Raw genomic sequence first — 20,054 nt, 5'->3', positions numbered from 1 at the left:
GGCAATTTTTTATATTAGTTTTTGAAATGTGACATAGATCACATTTTAAAATAACACCAAAAAAAATTAATGTGATCTAGTTCACATTTTTGAGAGAAACATTTTTGTAACTTTCAAAAATGGTGCTATTTTGCACAGGATTTTATTCAACCCTTATTTTCTCTCCTTTTCGAGGTTCTTATGTCTAATTTAAAAGTGAAAGTCCAAGGTTTTGGGCGTTTCTTATCAAATATGGTGATGCCGAATATTGGTGCCTTCATTGCGTGGGGCTTTATTACGGCTCTGTTTATTCCAACCGGTTGGTTGCCGAACGAGACTTTTGCCAAGCTGGTCGGCCCGATGATTACTTACTTGCTGCCACTGTTAATCGGTTACAGCGGTGGTAAATTAGTCGGTGGCGAGCGTGGTGCAGTTGTGGGGGCAATTACCACAATGGGTATCATCGTGGGTTCTGAAATCCCGATGTTCTTAGGTGCGATGATTGTAGGCCCTCTTGGTGGCTGGGCGATCAAAACTTTTGATAAAGCGATTGACGGTAAAGTAAAAAGTGGCTTTGAGATGTTGGTAAACAACTTCTCTGTAGGTATCATCGGTATGATTTTAGCGATGCTATCTTTTGCATTTATCGGTGGTATTGTTACGCAACTTTCTAATTTACTCGGTGCAGGTGTTGGTGCATTAGTTGAAGCAGGTCTTCTGCCATTAACTTCAATTATTGTTGAGCCGGCGAAAATCTTATTCTTAAATAACGCAATCAATCACGGGGTATTCACGCCACTGGGTACAGCTCAAGCACAAGAAGTAGGTAAATCTATCCTATTCTTAATTGAAGCGAACCCGGGCCCGGGCTTTGGTATCTTGCTTGCCTATATGTTCTTTGGTCGTGGCACCGCAAAACAAACCGCTGGTAGTGCGTCAATCATTCACTTCTTAGGTGGTATTCACGAAATCTACTTCCCGTATGTGTTAATGAGCCCACGCTTAATCCTTGCAGTGATTGCAGGTGGTGCAACCGGCGTTTTAACCAACTCATTATTAGGTGGCGGTTTGATCGCACCGGCTTCTCCGGGTTCTATTTTTGCGATTTTAGCAATGACCGCACCGGGTGCTCACTTTGCAGTCGTTGCCTCCGTGATTCTTTCTTGTGCCGTGACTTTTGCGATTGCGTCAATCTTACTCAAAACCCAAAAAGGTGAAGCATCATTGGAAGATGCACAAGCACAAACGCAAGCGATGAAAGCGGAAAGCAAAGGTGTGGCAACAACGGCGGTGAATGGTAACATCAATAAAATCTATGTTGCTTGTGATGCAGGTATGGGTTCAAGTGCGATGGGTGCAAGTATGCTGCGTAAAACAGTCCAATCGGCAGGTTTAAATATTGAAGTGCAAAACTTAGCGATTAACGATTTACCACAAGATGCACAGTTAGTGATTACCCACAAAGACTTAACGCCTCGTGCTCAACAGCGTGTGGCAACGGCTCAGCACTTATCATTAACGAACTTCTTAGACAGCGCATTCTATGACAGCTTAGTAGCAAAATTAGGAAATGACGTTGCTCCGCAAGCGGTTCAAAATGCACAAAATGTTGCAAATTCGGTTGTAGTTGAAGAGGCACAAGAAGAAGGCTTAAAATTACAGGCTTCGCAAGTGTTCTTAGGTTTAACAGCAAATAGCAAAGAAGAAGCTATCCGTTTTGCGGGTGAACAATTAGTGAAAGCTGGCTTTGTACAACCAAGCTATGTTGATGCAATGTTCGCCCGTGAAGAGTTAGTTTCCACTTACTTAGGCGAAGGCTTGGCGGTTCCGCACGGCACAAGTGATGCGAAAGACAGCGTGCTGAAAACCGGTATCGTAGTCTGCCAATATCCGAACGGCGTTCGTTTCACCGATGAAGAAGACGGCGTAGCGAAATTAGTCGTAGGTATTGCAGCCAAAGGTAACGACCACATTCAGATTTTAAGTGCGATTACCAATGCACTGGATGATGAAGAGGCGATGAAGACCTTAACACAAACCACCAATGTGGAAGAAGTGTTGGCGTTGTTGAGCAAATAGTCTCCTTATTTGTAGGGGCGGGTCCTGTGCCCGCCCTGAATTTTCATTAAACAAACGGGCGGGCACAGGACCCGCCCCTACGATTTTCTATAAAGGAAAGTAATTATGAACGCACTCCATTTCGGTGCAGGCAATATCGGACGTGGTTTTATCGGCAAATTATTGGCAGATAGTGGCGTGTTCGTGACTTTTGCCGACATTAACCAAACTCAAATTGACCAAATCAACCAAAACAAACAATACGGCGTGAAAATTGTCGGCGATGCTAGCCGTGTTGAGATTGTGAAAAATATCGCCGCCATCAACTCAAAAGACGAAAATGCGGTGATCGAGCAGGTGAAAACCACCGACCTTATCACGACTGCCGTTGGACCGAATGTGCTAGGCTTTATCGCCCCGTTATTCGCTAAAGCCTTAGTGGCTCGTGTCGAAAGTGGCAATACTCAGCCGTTAAATATCATCGCCTGTGAAAATATGGTGCGTGGCACAACCTTCTTTAAAGGCAAAATTTTTGAAAACCTGACTGCCGAGCAACAAGCTGAAATTGAAAAAACGGTCGGCTTTGTGGACTCTGCTGTAGATAGAATTGTGCCACCTGCAGAGCTAAACGAGAACGATCCGCTTGAAGTAACGGTTGAAGAATTTAGTGAATGGATTGTGGATAAAACCCAGTTCAAAGGCTCAATTCCTGACATCAAAGGAATGGAATTAACCGATAACTTGATGGCGTTTGTGGAACGCAAACTATTCACCCTGAACACCGGTCATTTAATCTGTGCCTACTTAGGCAAACAAGCAGGCGTGCAGTGGATTAAAGAAGCGATTGCGATTGACGAAATAAAATCAGCCGTAAAAGCGACAATGGAAGAAAGCGGTGCTGTGTTAATTCAACGTTATGGCTTTGACGAACAAGCTCACGCCGCTTATATCGAGAAAATCCTCAAACGCTTTGCCAACCCGTATTTAAACGATGATGTAAACCGTGTTGGCCGTGAGCCAATTCGCAAGCTCAGCCCGAATGATCGTTTAATCAAGCCGCTTTCAGGCACATTGGAGTATGGATTACCGCACACTCATTTAGTTAATGGTGTGGTAATGGCGTTGCAATATCGTAATGAAGAAGACCCACAAGCGGTCGAATTGAGCCAATTTATTGCAAATCACGGTGTAGCTGCTGCAGTTGAGAAATACACGGGTTTAACCAACCAAGCGGTGATTGAGAAGATTGTTGAACTGTATCAGTAAATCTGGCAAACATCGTGGACTACATAGACCAACTCAGTGAGGAAGCCACGTTACGAGGCTTTCTCACTACCGTAAATCAACTGTTTGCCAATGGAGTGGAACAGCTGATTGAGCGTGTGTTTCGCAAAACGGATTTTGCATTAAAATCGGTGGTGGATTCCTTGTTTGAACATCAAGGTCCACTAGCCGATCTCTCTGTTCGCTTAAAAGTTTTACTCGGTTTAGGGGTAATTTCGCCGAAAGTGTTTGAAGATATTTCGCTTTTTCTTGAGGTAAAATCCCATTTAAGCGATGAGGACGATGATTTCCCTTTCTCTCACCCTGCGGTGGTACAATTTGCCAAAGATTTAAACCACGTGGATTTTTTGCCGATTAATGAATTGCTGAATGTAAAGGCTACAAAGGGCGATAAAGATTCAATGCTGTTCCAAATGCAGCAAATGCGGTTAGAAAAAATGGTGCGTTCCAGCCTTATTTTGGCGGTAACTGAAATTGATGAACAGCTGAATGTGGAAAGCCCGTTGTAGGTACGGTTGTTTGCACCTATTTACAAGCGGTCGTTTTATTAAAAAGCAATTAGGGAGAAAATTAACAATTTCATAAAATATAACCTTTTGCTTATTCCAAAAAAGCATATCACTTTCCTTTCTTTTATTTTATCGCAATAAAAAAGAATTTTAAGATAGCCTCAGTTAAACAATAATATGAGGTAAATATAATGTCTGTTCTTTCCGCATCTTTTGTTGAGTGGTTGCAAGCACACGCTGAGAGACTTAGATCAGTCTAACGATCACGCAGATTTATTAATCCGTAAGATTGCGGAGGAAAATATATTCAAAATTGGCGTGCCGACTGAATTAGGTGGCATTGGTGGCACTATAGTTGATGCGATTAAAGCGATTACGGAATTAGGCAAATATTCAATGGCGGCTGCTTTTGTTTCGTGGGGGCATCGTACCTTTATCGAGCATATTATCGCCTCAAAAAATCCTATTCCCCGCCAAAGCTATTTGGCGGATCTGCTAAATGGCAATTTAACCGCAGGAACAGGTTTATCGAATGCAATGAAATTTCTCTCTGGCATTGAAGAGTTGAATGTGAATATTCGTGAAGAAAACGGTAAACGCTATTTAAATGGCCGCCTGCCTTGGGTAACAAATTTACGTTCAGACCGCTTTGTTGCCAGTTTTGTTGCCGGCTTCCAAGATGAACGCAAACCGCTGGTGATTGCCGTTCCCTCAACTGCCGAAGGCTTAACCCGCACTAAAGAGCTGGAATTTATCTCGTTACAAGGCACAAATACCACCGCCCTTATGTTTGAAGATGTGGAGTTACAAGATGAATGGATCCTTGCCGATAATGCCCCAGAGTTTTTAGCGGCAACCCGCCCGGCATTCTTAGGTTTTCAATTTGGTATGCCGTTTGGATTAGTTGAACATAGCTTAGCCGAAACGGAAAAATCACTCCCATTCCGTCCCATTTTAACGTCTGAATGGCAAAACCAAGTTAATGCGTTAAATGACATCAAAAACCGTTTATTCAGCGGTTTAAATGAGGAAGGTTATTTTATTCGCAATCCGAAAGAACTATTTCAGGTTAGAATTGATATTGTCGATGTAGTCGCACTAACTATTCTGTTAGAACTCCAAGCCAGCGGTGGGCGTGGTTATCTCAAAAGTGATACATCAGGCTTCAGCCGGCGTTGGAAAGAAGCCGCATTCTTACCTATTGTTACCCCAAGTGCGGTGCAGTTAAGAACGGTGCTGGCAAATTGTTAAGAAATAGAGAGGCAACTATTGCCTCTTTTTTATTTGCAAAAAATTGAATAAAAATAACCGCTTGTAAATATAAAAAAGGACGCATTAAGCGCCCTAACTTTTATTATTTTCGATTACGCAAAAGGCTGCAATTCAGGGTTGATTGGCGTTTCGGCAATGTTGTTCACATAGTTACATAAGGTTGCGAGGCTCACGCCTAAAATCACATCAATCGCATTTTGTTGGTTGTAACCTGTGGCAAAAAATTCGTTTAATTGTGCTTCGCTTAATTTGGCTTTTTGTAGCATTACTGCAAGGGTGAAACGAGCCAGTGTGTCTAATTTATCATCAGAATCAATGCGAGCAGTAGCACGCAAAGCATTTACCACTTCTTCAGGCATTTTTAATGCTTTTAAGGCGATTTTAGTATGACCAGCCACGCAGAAGCCACAGCCATTTACTACTGCAGCTGTAATTTGCACTACTTCACGCTCTTCGGCAGTTAAGCTGTTGCGACCGTTAATGCCACCTACTGTGCGGTAAGTTTCTAATGCTGTTGGAGCATTGGCTAATACACCGATAAGATTTGGGATAAAACCATTTGCTTGTTGTACCGCTTTTAAGGCTTCTTGTGCAGCTTCAGGGGCAGATTCAATAGTATGAATTTGAAATTGAGACATAAATATTCCTTATCAGGTTGTTTATTGATGTAGTCCATCATAAATAAAAGGCTAATTCAGAACAAATCAAAATCACTATTTGATATAACTAAAAGATCTTAAAAGGGAGTATAGTTGCCTATACTCCCTTCCTGTATCAGCTAGAAATTACTCTTCAGCGTCTTCTTTCGCCCATTCTAATGAACGGCGAACCGCTTTTTTCCAGCCTTTATAGCGTTTCGCTCGTTTTTCTTGATCGCCATCTGGTGTGAAGGTTTTTTCAACTTCGGCTTTGTCTTTCAGCTCTTCCAAATCTTTCCAGAAGCCAACTGCAATACCTGCAAGATAAGCCGCACCTAACGCTGTTACTTCTTTGACTTTCGGGCGTTCAACTTTGGTATCTAAAATATCGGCTTGGAATTGCATTAAGAAGTTATTCGCTGTTGCACCACCATCAACACGCAATGCTTGAAGTTTTGCTTTTGAATCAGACTGCATTGCTTCTAACACATCACGGGTTTGGTAAGCGATAGATTCTAAGGTTGCACGCACAATATGATTTCGGTTTGAGCCACGAGTTAAGCCGAAGATTGCACCTCGTGCATACGGATCCCAATATGGTGCTCCTAAGCCAGTGAATGCTGGCACAACGTAAACACCATTTGAGCTATCTTCTTTCGTTGCAAAATATTCGCTATCGAAACTGTCGTGAACAATTTTCAGCTCATCACGCAACCATTGAATTGAAGCCCCTGCAATAAAGACAGAGCCTTCTAACGCATATTCAGGTTCGCCTTTTGCGTTACAAGCAATGGTGGTTAATAAGCCGTTTTCGGACTGAATAGCGGTGTTCCCTGTGTGCATTAGCATAAAACAGCCCGTGCCGTAGGTATTTTTCGCTTGTCCCTCTTTCACGCATAAATGGCCGTAAAGAGCCGCTTGCTGGTCGCCTGCGATACCTGCAATTGGAATACGCACACCGCCTTGTCCGCCGATATTGGTTTTGCCGTAAATTTCGGAGGAGTTTTTCACTTCAGGTAGCATTGAGCGTGGAATGTTGAGCAATTCCAACATTTTGTCGTCCCATTGTTTGGTGTGAATGTTAAATAACATTGTACGAGAAGCGTTGGTATAATCGGTAATATGCACACGCCCTTGTGTTAATTTCCACACAAGCCAAGTATCGACCGTACCGAATAATAACTCACCACGTTCCGCTTTTTCTCTTGCACCTTCCACGTTATCTAAAATCCATTTTACTTTTGTGCCAGAGAAGTAGGGATCAACCACCAAACCTGTGGTTTTACGGATATATTCCTCGTGTCCGTCTGCTTTTAATTTATCGGTAATATCCGATGTGCGACGACATTGCCACACAATCGCATTATAAACAGGTTTACCGCTTTCCTTTTCCCACACAATCGTGGTTTCACGCTGGTTGGTAATCCCTATTGCAGCAATGCTATCAGGGCTAATGCCTGCTTTTGCCACCACTTCATTTAAAGTAGAGCTTTGGCTAGACCAAATCTCCATCGGATTATGTTCTACCCAACCTGCTTGTGGATAAATCTGGGTAAATTCACGTTGTGCCACTTCAACAACATTGGCATTTTTATCTAATAATACCGCACGGGAGCTGGTTGTACCTTGATCAAGGGCGATGATGTATTGTTTGTCCATAGATTACTCCTGATTATTTGCTGGAAGATTTTTATGAATAAGATTTTTATAGCCCCAAGCACCGAATAACGCACCGCAGATTGGAGCAACAATTGGAATAATGAAATAAGGGATTTCTTTACCACCTGTGAGTGCAACTTCACCCCAACCGGCAAGGAAAGCAAAGAGTTTCGGGCCGAAATCACGGGCAGGGTTCATCGCAAAGCCGGTTAATGGGCCTGTTGCCCCACCAATTACCGCAATCAATAAACCGACGAGTAATGCCGCTAAGGCTTTATTCGGCAAGCCGTTTTTATCATCACCAATGGCTAAAATGGTGGACATCAACACGGCTGTAATCACAAATTCAACAATAAAGGCAGTAACTAACGTGATACTTGGATTTGGATAAGTTGAGAATACGCCTGCAAGACCAACTGTTTCTCCTCGAACCAGACCTTGAGCGGCTTCGGTTGCAATAAAGAGATCGCTATACATAAAGTAGATAAGTGCAACTGAGCAGAAAGCCCCTGCTACTTGAGCGATGATGTAAGGTAAAATTTTGTGTTTTTCAAAACCGTAAAATGTAGCAAGAGCAATCGTTACAGCGGGGTTCAAGTGTGCACCAGAAATACCGGCAGAAATATAAATTGCCATTGAAACACCAAGCCCCCAAACAATCGCAATTTCCCATAAACCAAAACTAGCTCCAGCCACTTGTGCCGCAGCTACACAGCCTGCACCAAAGAAAAGAATGAAAGCTGTACCGATAAATTCACCGATACAAGCATTGCGTAAGGTTCTGTCCATAACGTTCCCCTTAAGAAGAAATGATTGAAAACCAATGAAAAAATGTTTGAAAATGAAAATATTTTCGAGCTGATATTGCCAAAACGCCATTTTTTAAGCAAATAGGAAATGTTAAATTTGTGAAATCCATCACATTATTTTTTTAAATCAACTATTTCTAGGTATAATTTTATAAACTATTTTTTAGGACAAAATATGTACTCGGTTTTTATACTTTCACTTGGTGCAGTACTTGGGGCATTGTCTCGCTGGCAATTAGGGGTGTGGCTTAATCCATTACTGAATCAGTTTGCATTAGGCACATTATTAGCGAATTGGATAGGTTGCTTTCTGATTGGCATTGCGATGGGCTTTAATTTAGGTGATAGCCAAAGATTGCTTTTTATCACAGGCTTTCTTGGTAGTTTCACCACCTTTTCAAGTTTTTCGCTTGAGCTGAGCGAAAAATTGCTGGCAGGTAAATTATCGCAATTCGGGATAGTGCTAAGTTTACATTTAGTCGGCGGGATTTTGCTTACATTGCTAGGTATTCTCATTGTTCGCTACATTACAAGCGGTTATTTTTCTTAGAAATTTTGCAAATAAAAACCTCCCATTTGGGAGGCTTTATTGAACTTAAAGCAGGATATTTGAGAGTAATAAACCAAATCCAATGCTGAAAATCATACTGAGTAAACCTGGCAACATAAAGCTATGGTTGAAAATATATTTACCAATGCGAGTTGTGCCTGTTGTATCAAAGTCGATTGAAGCAATAATTGGACCGTAGTTTGGAATGAAGAAGTAACCGTTTACCGCCACAAACACCCCGATTAGAACAGGTGCTGGAATACCGATAGCAATTGCCACAGGGAATAGTGTAGCAACGGTTGCACCTTGACTGTTTACCAATATAGAAAGCACGAATAATGCGAAAGCGAACGCCCAAGGTGCAGTTTCAACTAAGCCTGATACCATTGATTTCACTTCATCCATATGACCTTGCATTAGTGTATCACCTAACCACGCAATACCGAAGATTGCAATTACTGCACGCATACCAGCGTGGAAAACTGAGCCTTTGGTAATTTCATTGCTATCTGGTTTGCAAAGTAAAATAATTAATGCACCTACGCTTAACATTACGATTTCAATGGTGTGAGCCATACCCATTGGTTTACCATCAAACACAGGGCGAAGTGCCGGCATTGCACCCATTAATACTACTAACAATGCACCGAATAGGAATAAGCCAACGGATAATTTTGCAGTTGGTTTTAACGGTAATTCAGTTGGATTGGTAACCGGATTGTTCGCTTTCACATATTCAGGATCTTGTAATAAACGTTGGTAATTCGGGTCATCTTTTAACTCTTTGCCCATTTTGTTTACGAATACGCAAGCTAAACCTAAACCTAATAATGTTGAAGGAATGGTTACACTTAATACATCGCCTAAATGAATGCCTTGTGGCTCAAGGAATGCAACTACCGCAACCACCGCTGCGGCAATCGGGCTTGCTACAATAGCAAATTGTGAAGCAATTACCGCCATTGAGAGCGGACGCTCAGGGCGAATACCGTTATGACGGCTTACCTCTGCAATTACAGGCAATACAGAATACGCAACGTGCCCTGTACCTGCCAGCAAGGTAAATGTCCAAGTTACAAGTGGTGCAATAAAGGTAATGTGTTTTGGATTTTTACGCAAAATGCGAGTTGCGATTTTGATCATATAATCTAAACCACCAGCGGCTTGCATTGCGGCGGCAGCTGCAACGACAGCCATAATCATAAACATTACATCAATAGGTAATCCTGCCGGTTTTAAGCCAAAGCCAAATGACAAAATAGCTAAACCTAAACCACCAAATACCCCTAAACCGATACCACCAACACGGGCACCGACCAAGATACATAGTAACACTATGGCAAATTGGATAAAAAACATAGCAGACATAATTTTGCTCCTAGTAAGATTGTAAAAATACATTTTTGAAGAAATTAAATTCCTCAAATTCATTGAGATTTACTATATCAATAACTATTTTTAATCTCTATAATCTAAATCAATAAATGGTTCGATAATTAGGAAAAAATATGCAATTCTCAAAAATGCACGGATTGGGCAACGATTTTATGGTAGTAGACGGTGTAACTCAAAATGTTTATTTAACGAAGGAGATGATTCGCACACTTTCTGACCGTCATCGTGGTATTGGTTTTGACCAACTTTTATTGGTTGAGCCGCCTTACGATCCTGACTTAGATTTCCACTACCGCATTTTTAATGCAGACGGCAGTGAGGTTTCACAATGTGGCAATGGAGCGAGATGTTTTGCTCGCTTTGTTACGCTCAAAGGGCTTACTAATAAAAAAGATATTCACGTTAGTACCGCCAAAGGAAAAATGGTGTTAAGTTTGCAAGAGGACGGCAAAGTGCGAGTGAATATGGGAGAGCCAATTTGGGAACCTGCACAAATCCCATTTACAGCGAATAAGTTTGAGAAAAATTACATTCTGAGAACTGATTTACAAACCGTATTATGCGGTGTGGTTTCAATGGGTAATCCGCACTGTGTGTTACAAGTTGATGATGTAAAAAACGCTCCTGTGAATGAACTCGGGCCTCTGCTTGAAAGCCACGAGCGTTTCCCTGAACGAGCGAACATTAGCTTTATGCAAGTGGTTGATCGCAATCACGTTAAACTGCGTGTGTATGAGCGTGGAGCAGGGGAAACCCAAGCCTGCGGCAGTGGTGCGTGTGGCACAGTAGCGGTGGGGATTATGCAAGGTCTGCTCGATAATAAAGTACAGGTTGATTTACCTGGCGGTTCGCTAATTATTGAATGGCAAGGCATCGGACACCCACTTTATATGACTGGCGATGCAACCCATATTTATGATGGGTTTATTAAGCTGTAATTACAAAACGTAGGGGCGAATCACATTCGTCCCAACAATTCTATACAGATTACCATTAAACAGATTTTGACTAAACCAATTTCTTCACCAACTCCAACACCACAGGCAATTCCGTTACCCCTTCTCTATCTAAGAAATGCCCGCCTTGATTAAAGCGAATGTAGTCCGCTTGCAAATGTTGAGCGAGAGCATCGCTATATTTATGGTTTACCACTTTATCGTCTAACGCGCTGACCACATAGCTTGGAAAATGCGATACGCTCGGCAAAATCGCATAATAATTTGTAAAGGCAGAAAGTTCGGGTAAATTCTCTACGGGTTGATAGAAGCCTGACACAAACACCGCTCCTTTAATTTTGGCGAAATTTTTCGCTAAAAAATTCAAAATAGCGATACAGCCTAAACTATGCCCCACAAAAATGGTTTGATCAGTAAGTTCCACATTTTGTGCAAGATGATTTAACCAGCCGTCTAATGATGGATTTTCCGAATTTGGCATATTCAGCCGCTCGCAACTTACGCCACATTTTTCAAGCTCTTGCTCTAGCCAAGGAAACCAATGTTTATCGGCATTTGCCGTATAACCGTGTACAATATAAACCTGTGCCATTTTTTCCTCCTAATTTGATTAAAGTGATTGTAGCAAAAAATGTAGTAATAGCTACAAATACCACTTACAAGGAACTCAATGAACGTTTGGATTTTATTAGCGATTTCAATTTGTTTGGAAATTGCCGCCACCAACTTATTAAAATTAAGTAACGGATTTACCAAAGCCGTACCAACCATCAGCTCACTCGCTCTGTATGGTTTATCATTTTACTTTCTCTCGATTATTTTCCGCACGCTCCCTGTCGGTATTGTGTATGCGGTTTGGTCTGGCGTAGGCATTGTGCTTACCGCCATTGTGGCTTATTTTGCATTTGGACAGAAAATCGACTTGGCAGGTTTGATTGGCATTACGTTGATTTTAGCTTGTGATGATTAGAAAGATAAATTATAACCCTTTCAACCGCTGATAAATTTCAGCAAATTTCTGGCGTTTTTCTTGATATTCGGCATAGCGTACAGGGTTTGGTTGATAAACCTGTTCTAACGGCAACGGCTGGCAGAACGTGGCGATATCCTGATTTGGATTTAACGCAATTTGAGCTAGTTTCGCAGCCCCTAATGCCGGACCAACATCGCCACCTGTGCGGTATTCAAAGGTTTTGCCGCTAATATCGGCAAGCAGTTGTCGCCAGTAGGCACTTTTTGCCCCACCACCGATGAGGGCTATGTTTTCCGCTTTCACGCCTGTTTCGTGTAACACATCAATACCTTCAGCTAAGGCGAAACTTACGCCCTCAATCACCGCTTTTGCCATTGTCGCTTGGTTGTCGTTATGGCTTAAGCCCCAGAATACGCCTTTGGCGTACGGGTCATTATGTGGTGTGCGTTCGCCTGATAAATAAGGTAAGAAAATTGCATCAGAGGCAGTTTGATTCGCCTCAACTTGTTGGAACAAGGTTGGCACATCTTTAACACCTAGCGATTTTACTGCCCAATCCACCGAAGAAGCCGCACTTAAAATCACCGACATCAAATGCCATCTATCGGGTAAAGCGTGGCAGAAACTATGCACTGCCTTTTGCGGATTTGCGTGGAATTTATCGCTCACGACAAAATAAACGCCTGATGTGCCGAGCGAGAGCATTGCTTGCCCTGTTTGGTATAAGCCAATACCGATTGCCCCAGCGGCATTATCGCCACCGCCTGCTACAATCGGCACGGATTTCATTTTCCATTGCTCGGCAAGGGTTGGGCGTAAATAGCCTGTGATTTGATTACCTTCAAATAATTTAGGCATATTTTCAATATCTAATCCGCAAGCGTTCAGTAGCGATTTGTTCCAATCTCGTTTACCTACATCAAGCCACATTGTGCCAGAGGCATCAGACATATCGGAGGCGTATTCACCACTCATTACTAAGCGGAGATAATCTTTTGGCAACAATACTTTGCTGACTTTTTCGGCAATGTCTGGCTGGTGCTTATCAACCCAACGCAATTTCGGAGCGGTAAAGCCTGGCATCATCAGATTACCTGTAATTTCACGGCTGTTTGGCACAAGTTGTTCTAACTCTTCACATTCCGCAAAACTGCGACCATCGTTCCATAAAATGGCAGGGGAAAGCACATTGTCCGCATTGTCTAACAAGGTTGCTCCGTGCATTTGCCCTGTTAAGCCGATGGCTTCTACACCGCTTAAATCTTGTTGATGAGCTAATTCAAGCATTGCTTCATTGGTGGCATTCCACCAATCTTGCGGATTTTGTTCAGACCACAATGACTTCGAGCGAGAAATCGGGAGTGATTTTTGGGTAATGGCAATAATGTGTTGATTTTCATCGAGTAACACGACTTTCACACCCGATGTGCCGAGATCGATTCCAATGTACATAAATATTCCTTTGTTATTGAATACAAGCGGTCATTTTATTCGGAACATTTGCAATTTTAAGTTTTGGAGATCTATCACCCCTCTTTGCTAAAGAGAGGGATCAGATCGAGCTTAACTTTGCAAAAAATTGATAAAAAACAACCGCTTGTAGATTAACGATAAATATAGCTATTTACCAAGTTTTCCAAGTATTCTTGCTGACCTGAAACAGGTTTCGGATCTAACGCTTGGTTTTCCACGATTTTCGCCAAATCTTCTAAACTTGCTTTGCCGTTTAGAATTTGCTGACCTAAATCTTTATCCCAGCCTGCGTAGCGATTATCCACCACTTTTTGTAATGCTTGATCTTCAATCATTTTCGCTGCACGTTTGAGTGAAAGGGCTAACACATCAATCGCTCCAATGTGTGCGTGGAATAGATCATAAGGGTCGGTACTTTGGCGGCGGATTTTTGCATCAAAGTTGAAGCCACCTGTAGTGAAACCGCCTGCTTTTAAGATTTCATACATCACAAGGGTGTTTTCTTCCACGCTGTTCGGGAATTGGTCGGTATCCCAACCTAATTGCGGATCACCTCGGTTGGCATCAATCGAGCCAAAAATATCTAATGCGGTGGCAGTCGCAATTTCGTGTTGGAAAGTATGCCCTGCAAGAGTGGCGTGGTTTGCTTCAATGTTGACTTTGATCTCTTTTTCTAGACCAAACTGTTTTAAGAAACCGTAAACGGTGGCAACATCGTAGTCATATTGATGTTTGGTTGGTTCTTGTGGTTTTGGCTCAATTAATAAAGTGCCGTTAAAACCGATTTTGTGTTTATGTTCCACCACTAACTGCATAAAGCGACCGATTTGTTCACGCTCACGTTTTAAGTCAGTGTTGAGTAGGGTTTCATAACCTTCACGTCCGCCCCATAATACATAATTTTCGCCGCCTAAGCGTTTGGTTGCGTTCATTGCGGTAAAGACTTGTGCTGCCGCCCAAGCAAAGACTTCCGGATTCGGATTGGTTGAAGCACCCGACATATAGCGAGGATTGGTAAAGCAGTTCGCCGTACCCCATAATAATTTCACGCCTGTTTCAGCTTGTTTTTGCTCTAAAATATCCACAATAGTGTTGAAATTGTGTTGATATTCTTTGAAGTTATTGCCTTCTGGGGCAATATCCACATCGTGGAAACAGTAGTAAGGAATGCCTAATTTTTGGAAAAATTCAAAGGCAATTTCCGCTTTTTGCTTCGCACCTTGCAATAAATCGCCTGTTTTTTGCCAGCTTCTGTCAAGTGAACCCACACCAAACATATCATTACCTGTCCAGCAGAATGTGTGCCAATAGCAAACCGCTAAACGCAGATGTTCTGCCATTGTTTTTCCTAAAATTACTTCATTTGGGTTGTAATGTTTGAATGCAAACGGATTGGTTGAGTTTGCTCCTTCAAATTGGACTTTCGAGATTTTGTCAAAATAGTTAGACATAATAATGCTCCTCTGAATTGGAAAATAATCTTTCGGCGACATCATCGGAAAATTACGCAAAACCTTCAATTACGATATTTCGTTTTTTGATTTAGATTATTGGTTAATGTGGCGTAGATCACAAAAGTGAAAAATCATAATGATATTAATAAATATGATAATTGAACTTCATTTGAAATCAGCCCAGACTGCTTACGGGCGAAACAGATGCTCACACATTTTCATAACCAATGAGGTGAACTATGAAACTTAAGTCTAAATTATTAGCCGTTGCTGCGGCGACTTTAATGGCATTCAGCAATGCTTCTGTTGCTAAAGATCTAAAAATCGGTATATCAATTGATGATTTACGCTTAGAGCGTTGGCAAAAAGACCGAGACATTTTTGTGAATAAAGCGGAAAGCTTAGGGGCAAAAGTCTTCGTTCAATCCGCAAATGGCGATGCAACCGCTCAAATTTCTCAAATTGAGAATATGTTAAACAAAGATATTGATGTGTTAGTGATTATTCCGTTTAACGGTGAAGTGTTATCCAATGTGATTGCTGAGGCAAAAAAAGATGGCGTTAAAGTACTTGCTTATGACCGCTTAATTAACAATGCAGATATTGATTTCTATGTTTCATTCGATAATGAAAAAGTAGGTGAACTGCAGGCTAAAAGTATTATTGAGAAAAAGCCGGAGGGGAATTATTTCCTAATGGGTGGTTCACCTGTAGATAATAACGCGAAGCTGTTCCGTAAAGGTCAAATGAAGGTGCTACAACCGTTAATTGACAGTGGAAAAATTAAAGTGGTGGGCGACCAATGGGTTGATTCTTGGTTAGCGGAAAAAGCATTGCAAATTATGGAAAATGCACTAACAGCGAATAAAAACAACATTGATGCAGTTGTAGCTTCAAACGATGCAACCGCAGGCGGTGCAATTCAAGCGTTAAGTGCTCAAGGGTTATCCGGCAAGGTTGCAATTTCCGGACAAGATGCAGATTTAGCCGCAATTAAACGCATTATTGCAGGAACGCAAACAATGACAGTGTATAAACCAATTACTAACCTTGCAGATAAAGCCGCTGAAATTGCTGTTGCTTTAGGTAAAGAAGAAAAAGTGGAAAGCAATGCGAAATTAAACAACGGCAGCAAAGAGGTTGAGGCTTACTTATTAGAGCCTGTGGTGGTAACTAAAGAGAATATTGATGACACCGTAATTAAAGACGGCTTCCATACCAAAGATGCAGTATATAAATAAATCACTTTAATTTTTCTAGATGGCGAGGCTTCCTCGCCATTTTTGAAAATAAGGGGCTAACTAAGTATGGCGAAATTATTAGAAATGAAGAACATCACTAAAAAATTCGGTGAGGTTGTGGCATTAAATAATATTTCAATTTCCCTTGAAACCGGCGAAATACTTTCTTTATGTGGTGAAAATGGTTCAGGCAAATCAACTCTGATGAAAGTATTATGTGGAATTTATCCTGCCGGTGAGTATGAAGGGGAAATCTATTTTTCCGGCGAAAAACTGATTGCTAAAAATATCAAAGATACAGAAGAAAAAGGCATTTCGATTATTCACCAAGAATTGACCTTAGTAAAAAATATGTCGATTTTGGAGAATATGTTTTTAGGTAATGAAATTACCAAATCAGGCATTACAGATGACAATGAAATGTATCTGCGTTGCAAAACCTTACTTGAACAAGTGCAGTTGGATATTGACCCAAATACCAAAGTTGGAGAGCTAGGCTTAGGGCAACAACAGTTGGTTGAAATTGCCAAAGCATTGAATAAACAGGTACGGTTGTTGATTTTAGACGAGCCTACCGCCTCACTAACTGAAAAAGAAACCGATATTCTGCTTAATTTAATTAAAGACTTAAAAGCTCATAACATTGCTTGTGTCTATATTTCCCATAAATTAAATGAAGTGAAAGCCATTTCCGACAAAATCTGTGTCATTCGAGACGGCGAACATATCGGTACTCGCAGTGCAGAGGGAATGAGTGAAGACGATATTATTACGATGATGGTTGGGCGTGAAATTACCTCGCTCTACCCACACGAGCTACATAATATTGGCGAAGAAGTTCTTCGAGTTGAAAACTTAACTGCTTGGCATCTAACCAATACACATATCAAACGGGTTGATAATGCTAATTTTGTGCTACGCCAAGGTGAAATTTTAGGTATTGCCGGTTTGGTCGGTTCAGGGCGAACCGAGATGGCACAATGTATTTTTGGCTCTTACCAAGGCAAATATCAAGGTGATATTTTTCTGCATAAGCAACCGATTAAAATCAAAAATTGTGTACAAGCGATTGAAAACCATATTGTGATGGTGCCGGAAGATCGTAAAAAACACGGCATTATTCCGATTATGGGTGTAGGTAAAAACATTACTCTTTCTTCATTGCCACAATTTTGTTTTGGCAAGAAAGTGATTAATGAGCCGCTTGAAGAAACCATTATCAACCAGTCTATTGCGAAGCTAAAAGTAAAAACATCTTCGCCTGAATTAGCGATTGGGCGGTTAAGTGGCGGTAATCAGCAAAAGGCGATTTTAGCGAAATGTTTGCTACTCAACCCAAAAATCTTAATTTTAGATGAGCCGACACGAGGCATTGATGTGGGGGCAAAATATGAAATTTATAAACTCATCAATCAATTAGCCCAAGAAGGAATGGCGATTATTGTGATCTCGTCTGAATTGCCAGAAGTATTAGGGATTAGCGACCGTGTATTAGTTATGCACGAAGGAAAAATTAAAGCAGATCTCATCAACCAGAATTTAACCCAAGAAAAAGTGATGGAAGCGGCACTCAAGGAGTAATCTATGAACAAGTTAAAATCCATTAATTTACAAGTTTATATTATGCTGATTGCAATCATCGTAATTATGAGCTTTTTCTCTATTGCAACTGATGGTGCTTATTTAAGTGCCAGAAACATTTCTAACCTACTACGCCAAACTTCCATTACAGGTATTCTCGCCATTGGTATGGTATTTGTGATTATCTCGGCAGAAATTGACCTCTCTGTTGGCTCACTAATGGGTTTACTTGGCGGATTTGCTGCAATCAGTAATGTGTGGTGGGGCTGGCCGTTGCCTGTAACTATTCTAGTTACTGTTGTGTTAGGTTTGATGATTGGTGCTTGGAATGGTTGGTGGGTCGCTTATCAAAAAGTGCCGTCCTTTATTGTAACCCTTGCAGGTATGTTAGCATTTCGTGGTATTTTAGTGGGGATTACAAACGGCACAACCGTTTCGCCTATCAGCCAAGAGATGACGACTATCGGTCAAGGCTACTTGCCTGATATTGTAGGTATGATGTTAGGCACAATCGGTATTCTTTGCTTTATTGCGTGGGGAAGTTATCAACGCAAAGCAAGACAAAAACTCAATTTAACCGTGCCGTCTATGCCGAAAGACACCATCAAATACGGCATTGTCGCAATCACTGTGTTAGGGGCGATTTACTTACTCAATGACTATCGTGGTGTGCCATTCCCAGTATTAGTGTTAGTTGTATTAGCCATTGCAGGCACATTCTTAGCCCGCAAAACTGCCTTTGGTCGCCACGTTTATGCGATTGGTGGCAACATTGACGCAGCACGTCTTTCAGGGATTGCAGTTGAAAAAGTTAAACTTTCTATTTTTGCTCTAAACGGATTATTAGTCGCGATCGCTGGCTTAATTTTAAGCTCCCGACTTGGGGCAGGTGCTCCATCAGCAGGGCAAAATGCGGAACTTGATGCAATCGCTGCCTGTGTAATTGGTGGAGCAAGTTTAGCAGGTGGTATCGGTACAATTTACGGTGTGGTTATCGGGGCATTTATCATCGCTTTACTCGATAACGGAATGAGTATGCTTGATGTTCCAACTTTCTGGCAATATATCGTAAAAGGTGCAATTCTACTCCTTGCGGTTTGGGTAGATACCATCAGCAAGAAAAAAGCCTAAGTATTGAAGTTACAAGCGGTCGAATTTGTAAATTTTTCTGCAAATCTGACCGCTTGCGATTATGTTAATGAAGTGAATAGCTGACATCTTGGGAGGCAGCGATGAAACAACGCAGATTTGGTAAAACCAACAAAATGGTGTCAGAAATTGGGTTAGGCACTTGGCAACTTGGAACGAAATGGGGCGACCCGTTCAATCATCAAGAGGCGATGGCAATTTTAGAAACCGCTTATGAGCAAGGCATCAATTTTATTGATACCGCCGATGTGTATAACAACGGGCAAAGCGAGAAAGCGATTGGCGAAATCTTGAAAAAATACCCAGACTTTTTCTATGTGGTTACCAAGTGTGGGCGTGCGTTAAATCCGCATACCGCTGAAATGTACACGCCACAGGCAATCGAAAAATTTGTTGATGCCAGCTTAAGCCGTCTTGGCACAGAAAAGCTGGATATGATTTTGCTTCATTGTCCGCCAACGTCGGTTTATCGTAATGATGAGATTTTTGCTAAATTAGAACAGCTCAAAGCCAGCGGAAAACTCATTGACTACGGTGTGAGTATCGAAACTGTAGAAGAAGGCTTGCTGGCAATGGAGTATGACATTGCGGTAATGGAAGTTATCTTCAATATGTTCCGCCTCAAACCATTGGAGCAACTCTTCCCAACGGCTCAACAAAAAGATGTGGGTATTATCGCCCGAGTGCCACTTGCAAGCGGCTTACTTACAGGTAGATACAACGCCAACACCCAATTTGGCAAAGATGACCACCGCACATTTAACCGTCAAGGCGAAGCCTTCGATAAAGGCGAAACCTTTTCGGGTGTGGATTATCAGCTCGGCTTACAAGCAGTGGAGGAACTGAAAACTCTATTCGGCACGGAAGATTTAATTCCTCACGCCCTACGTTGGGTATTGATGAATGAAGCCGTCAGCACAGTAATTCCGGGAGCAAGTAAAGTTTTACAAGTAATTACTAACGCAGCGGTGGATAACTTCCCACCATTAACTGAAGCTGAAATGCAAAAAGTAGAAGAGATTTACAACCACTTAATCCGCCCAAGTGTGCATCATTTGTGGTAAATTTTAAAAT

17 protein-coding genes and 1 pseudogene are annotated in these 20,054 nt (G+C 41.6%); 11 read left to right on the top strand and 7 right to left on the bottom strand.

Annotated elements, in window-relative coordinates; genetic code table 11:
* The first annotated feature begins 180 nt into the window (after positions 1 to 180).
* The 4 genes and pseudogenes from ACERCG_RS00465 to ACERCG_RS00450 all read left to right on the top strand — a co-directional run bounded on the left by ACERCG_RS00465 (position 181) and on the right by ACERCG_RS00450 (position 5,081).
* A complete protein-coding gene (locus tag ACERCG_RS00465) occupies positions 181 to 2,058 on the top strand; it encodes a PTS mannitol transporter subunit IICBA (protein ID WP_373610138.1) in 1,878 nt (625 codons plus the stop codon).
* Positions 2,059 to 2,163: 105 nt separating this feature from the next.
* A complete protein-coding gene (locus ACERCG_RS00460) occupies positions 2,164 to 3,303 on the top strand; it encodes a mannitol-1-phosphate 5-dehydrogenase (RefSeq protein ID WP_373610137.1) in 1,140 nt (379 codons plus the stop codon).
* A gap of 11 nt (positions 3,304 to 3,314) precedes the next feature.
* Positions 3,315 to 3,830, top strand: a complete 516-nt coding sequence (locus tag ACERCG_RS00455; protein ID WP_373610283.1) for an MltR family transcriptional regulator — start codon at positions 3,315 to 3,317, stop codon at positions 3,828 to 3,830.
* A gap of 191 nt (positions 3,831 to 4,021) precedes the next feature.
* Positions 4,022 to 5,081, top strand: a pseudogene (locus ACERCG_RS00450) (acyl-CoA dehydrogenase family protein).
* Between the two features lie 113 nt (positions 5,082 to 5,194).
* On the opposite strand, the gene ACERCG_RS00445 reads toward ACERCG_RS00450, so the two are convergent.
* The 3 genes from ACERCG_RS00445 to ACERCG_RS00435 all read right to left on the bottom strand — a co-directional run bounded on the left by ACERCG_RS00445 (position 5,195) and on the right by ACERCG_RS00435 (position 8,188).
* Positions 5,195 to 5,740, bottom strand: a complete 546-nt coding sequence (locus ACERCG_RS00445; RefSeq protein WP_373610136.1) for a carboxymuconolactone decarboxylase family protein — start codon at positions 5,738 to 5,740, stop codon at positions 5,195 to 5,197.
* 147 nt (positions 5,741 to 5,887) lie between these two features.
* A complete protein-coding gene (glpK, locus tag ACERCG_RS00440) occupies positions 5,888 to 7,399 on the bottom strand; it encodes a glycerol kinase GlpK (protein ID WP_373610135.1) in 1,512 nt (503 codons plus the stop codon).
* A gap of 3 nt (positions 7,400 to 7,402) precedes the next feature.
* The gene (locus ACERCG_RS00435) at positions 7,403 to 8,188 is read right to left on the bottom strand and encodes an MIP/aquaporin family protein (RefSeq protein ID WP_373610134.1); all 786 of its coding nucleotides are present in this window, start codon (positions 8,186 to 8,188) and stop codon (positions 7,403 to 7,405) included.
* Between the two features lie 195 nt (positions 8,189 to 8,383).
* Between ACERCG_RS00435 and ACERCG_RS00430 the strand changes: the two genes are divergently transcribed.
* On the top strand, positions 8,384 to 8,758 hold the full coding sequence (locus ACERCG_RS00430; RefSeq protein WP_373610133.1) for a CrcB family protein: 375 nt from the start codon (positions 8,384 to 8,386) through the stop codon (positions 8,756 to 8,758).
* Between the two features lie 45 nt (positions 8,759 to 8,803).
* On the opposite strand, the gene ACERCG_RS00425 is transcribed toward ACERCG_RS00430, so the two are convergent.
* Entirely contained in the window at positions 8,804 to 10,126 is a 1,323-nt protein-coding gene (locus ACERCG_RS00425) for an anaerobic C4-dicarboxylate transporter (protein WP_373610132.1), read from the bottom strand.
* A 140-nt stretch (positions 10,127 to 10,266) separates the two neighbouring features.
* Between ACERCG_RS00425 and dapF the strand changes: the two genes are divergently transcribed.
* Positions 10,267 to 11,091 (top strand): diaminopimelate epimerase, encoded by an 825-nt coding sequence (dapF, locus tag ACERCG_RS00420; RefSeq protein WP_373610131.1) that lies wholly within the window; start codon positions 10,267 to 10,269, stop codon positions 11,089 to 11,091.
* A gap of 70 nt (positions 11,092 to 11,161) precedes the next feature.
* Here dapF and ACERCG_RS00415 read toward each other — a convergent pair whose 3' ends face one another.
* The gene (locus tag ACERCG_RS00415; protein ID WP_373610130.1) at positions 11,162 to 11,701 is read right to left on the bottom strand and encodes an RBBP9/YdeN family alpha/beta hydrolase; all 540 of its coding nucleotides are present in this window, start codon (positions 11,699 to 11,701) and stop codon (positions 11,162 to 11,164) included.
* Between the two features lie 78 nt (positions 11,702 to 11,779).
* Between ACERCG_RS00415 and ACERCG_RS00410 the strand changes: the two genes are divergently transcribed.
* On the top strand, positions 11,780 to 12,079 hold the full coding sequence (locus ACERCG_RS00410; RefSeq protein ID WP_373610129.1) for a multidrug efflux SMR transporter: 300 nt from the start codon (positions 11,780 to 11,782) through the stop codon (positions 12,077 to 12,079).
* Positions 12,080 to 12,088: 9 nt separating this feature from the next.
* Here the strand turns inward: ACERCG_RS00410 and xylB are convergent, their stop codons facing one another.
* Together xylB and xylA are read right to left on the bottom strand one after the other, a co-directional pair.
* On the bottom strand, positions 12,089 to 13,534 hold the full coding sequence (gene xylB / locus ACERCG_RS00405) for a xylulokinase (RefSeq protein ID WP_373610128.1): 1,446 nt from the start codon (positions 13,532 to 13,534) through the stop codon (positions 12,089 to 12,091).
* Positions 13,535 to 13,686: 152 nt separating this feature from the next.
* Positions 13,687 to 15,006 carry a xylose isomerase gene (gene xylA, locus ACERCG_RS00400; protein WP_373610127.1) on the bottom strand — a complete coding sequence of 440 codons (1,320 nt, stop codon included), beginning with the start codon at positions 15,004 to 15,006 and terminating at the stop codon, positions 13,687 to 13,689.
* 242 nt (positions 15,007 to 15,248) lie between these two features.
* Here xylA and xylF point away from each other — a divergent pair, with 242 nt between their 5' ends.
* From xylF to ACERCG_RS00380, 4 genes are all read left to right on the top strand, one after another.
* Entirely contained in the window at positions 15,249 to 16,250 is a 1,002-nt protein-coding gene (xylF, locus tag ACERCG_RS00395; protein WP_373610126.1) for a D-xylose ABC transporter substrate-binding protein, read from the top strand.
* 66 nt (positions 16,251 to 16,316) lie between these two features.
* Positions 16,317 to 17,831, top strand: coding sequence for a D-xylose ABC transporter ATP-binding protein (gene xylG, locus ACERCG_RS00390; RefSeq protein WP_373610125.1), 1,515 nt, complete (start codon positions 16,317 to 16,319; stop codon positions 17,829 to 17,831).
* Between the two features lie 3 nt (positions 17,832 to 17,834).
* Complete coding sequence (locus ACERCG_RS00385; RefSeq protein WP_373610124.1) at positions 17,835 to 18,962, top strand: sugar ABC transporter permease; 1,128 nt, start codon at positions 17,835 to 17,837, stop codon at positions 18,960 to 18,962.
* A gap of 101 nt (positions 18,963 to 19,063) precedes the next feature.
* Positions 19,064 to 20,044 carry an aldo/keto reductase gene (locus ACERCG_RS00380; protein ID WP_373610123.1) on the top strand — a complete coding sequence of 327 codons (981 nt, stop codon included), beginning with the start codon at positions 19,064 to 19,066 and terminating at the stop codon, positions 20,042 to 20,044.
* Positions 20,045 to 20,054 lie beyond the last annotated feature (10 nt).

The sequence above is a fragment of the Mannheimia sp. E30BD genome (assembly GCF_041807785.1).
Classification (GTDB): Bacteria; Pseudomonadota; Gammaproteobacteria; order Enterobacterales; family Pasteurellaceae; genus Mannheimia.
This window is presented reverse-complemented; position numbering and strand designations above follow the sequence as displayed.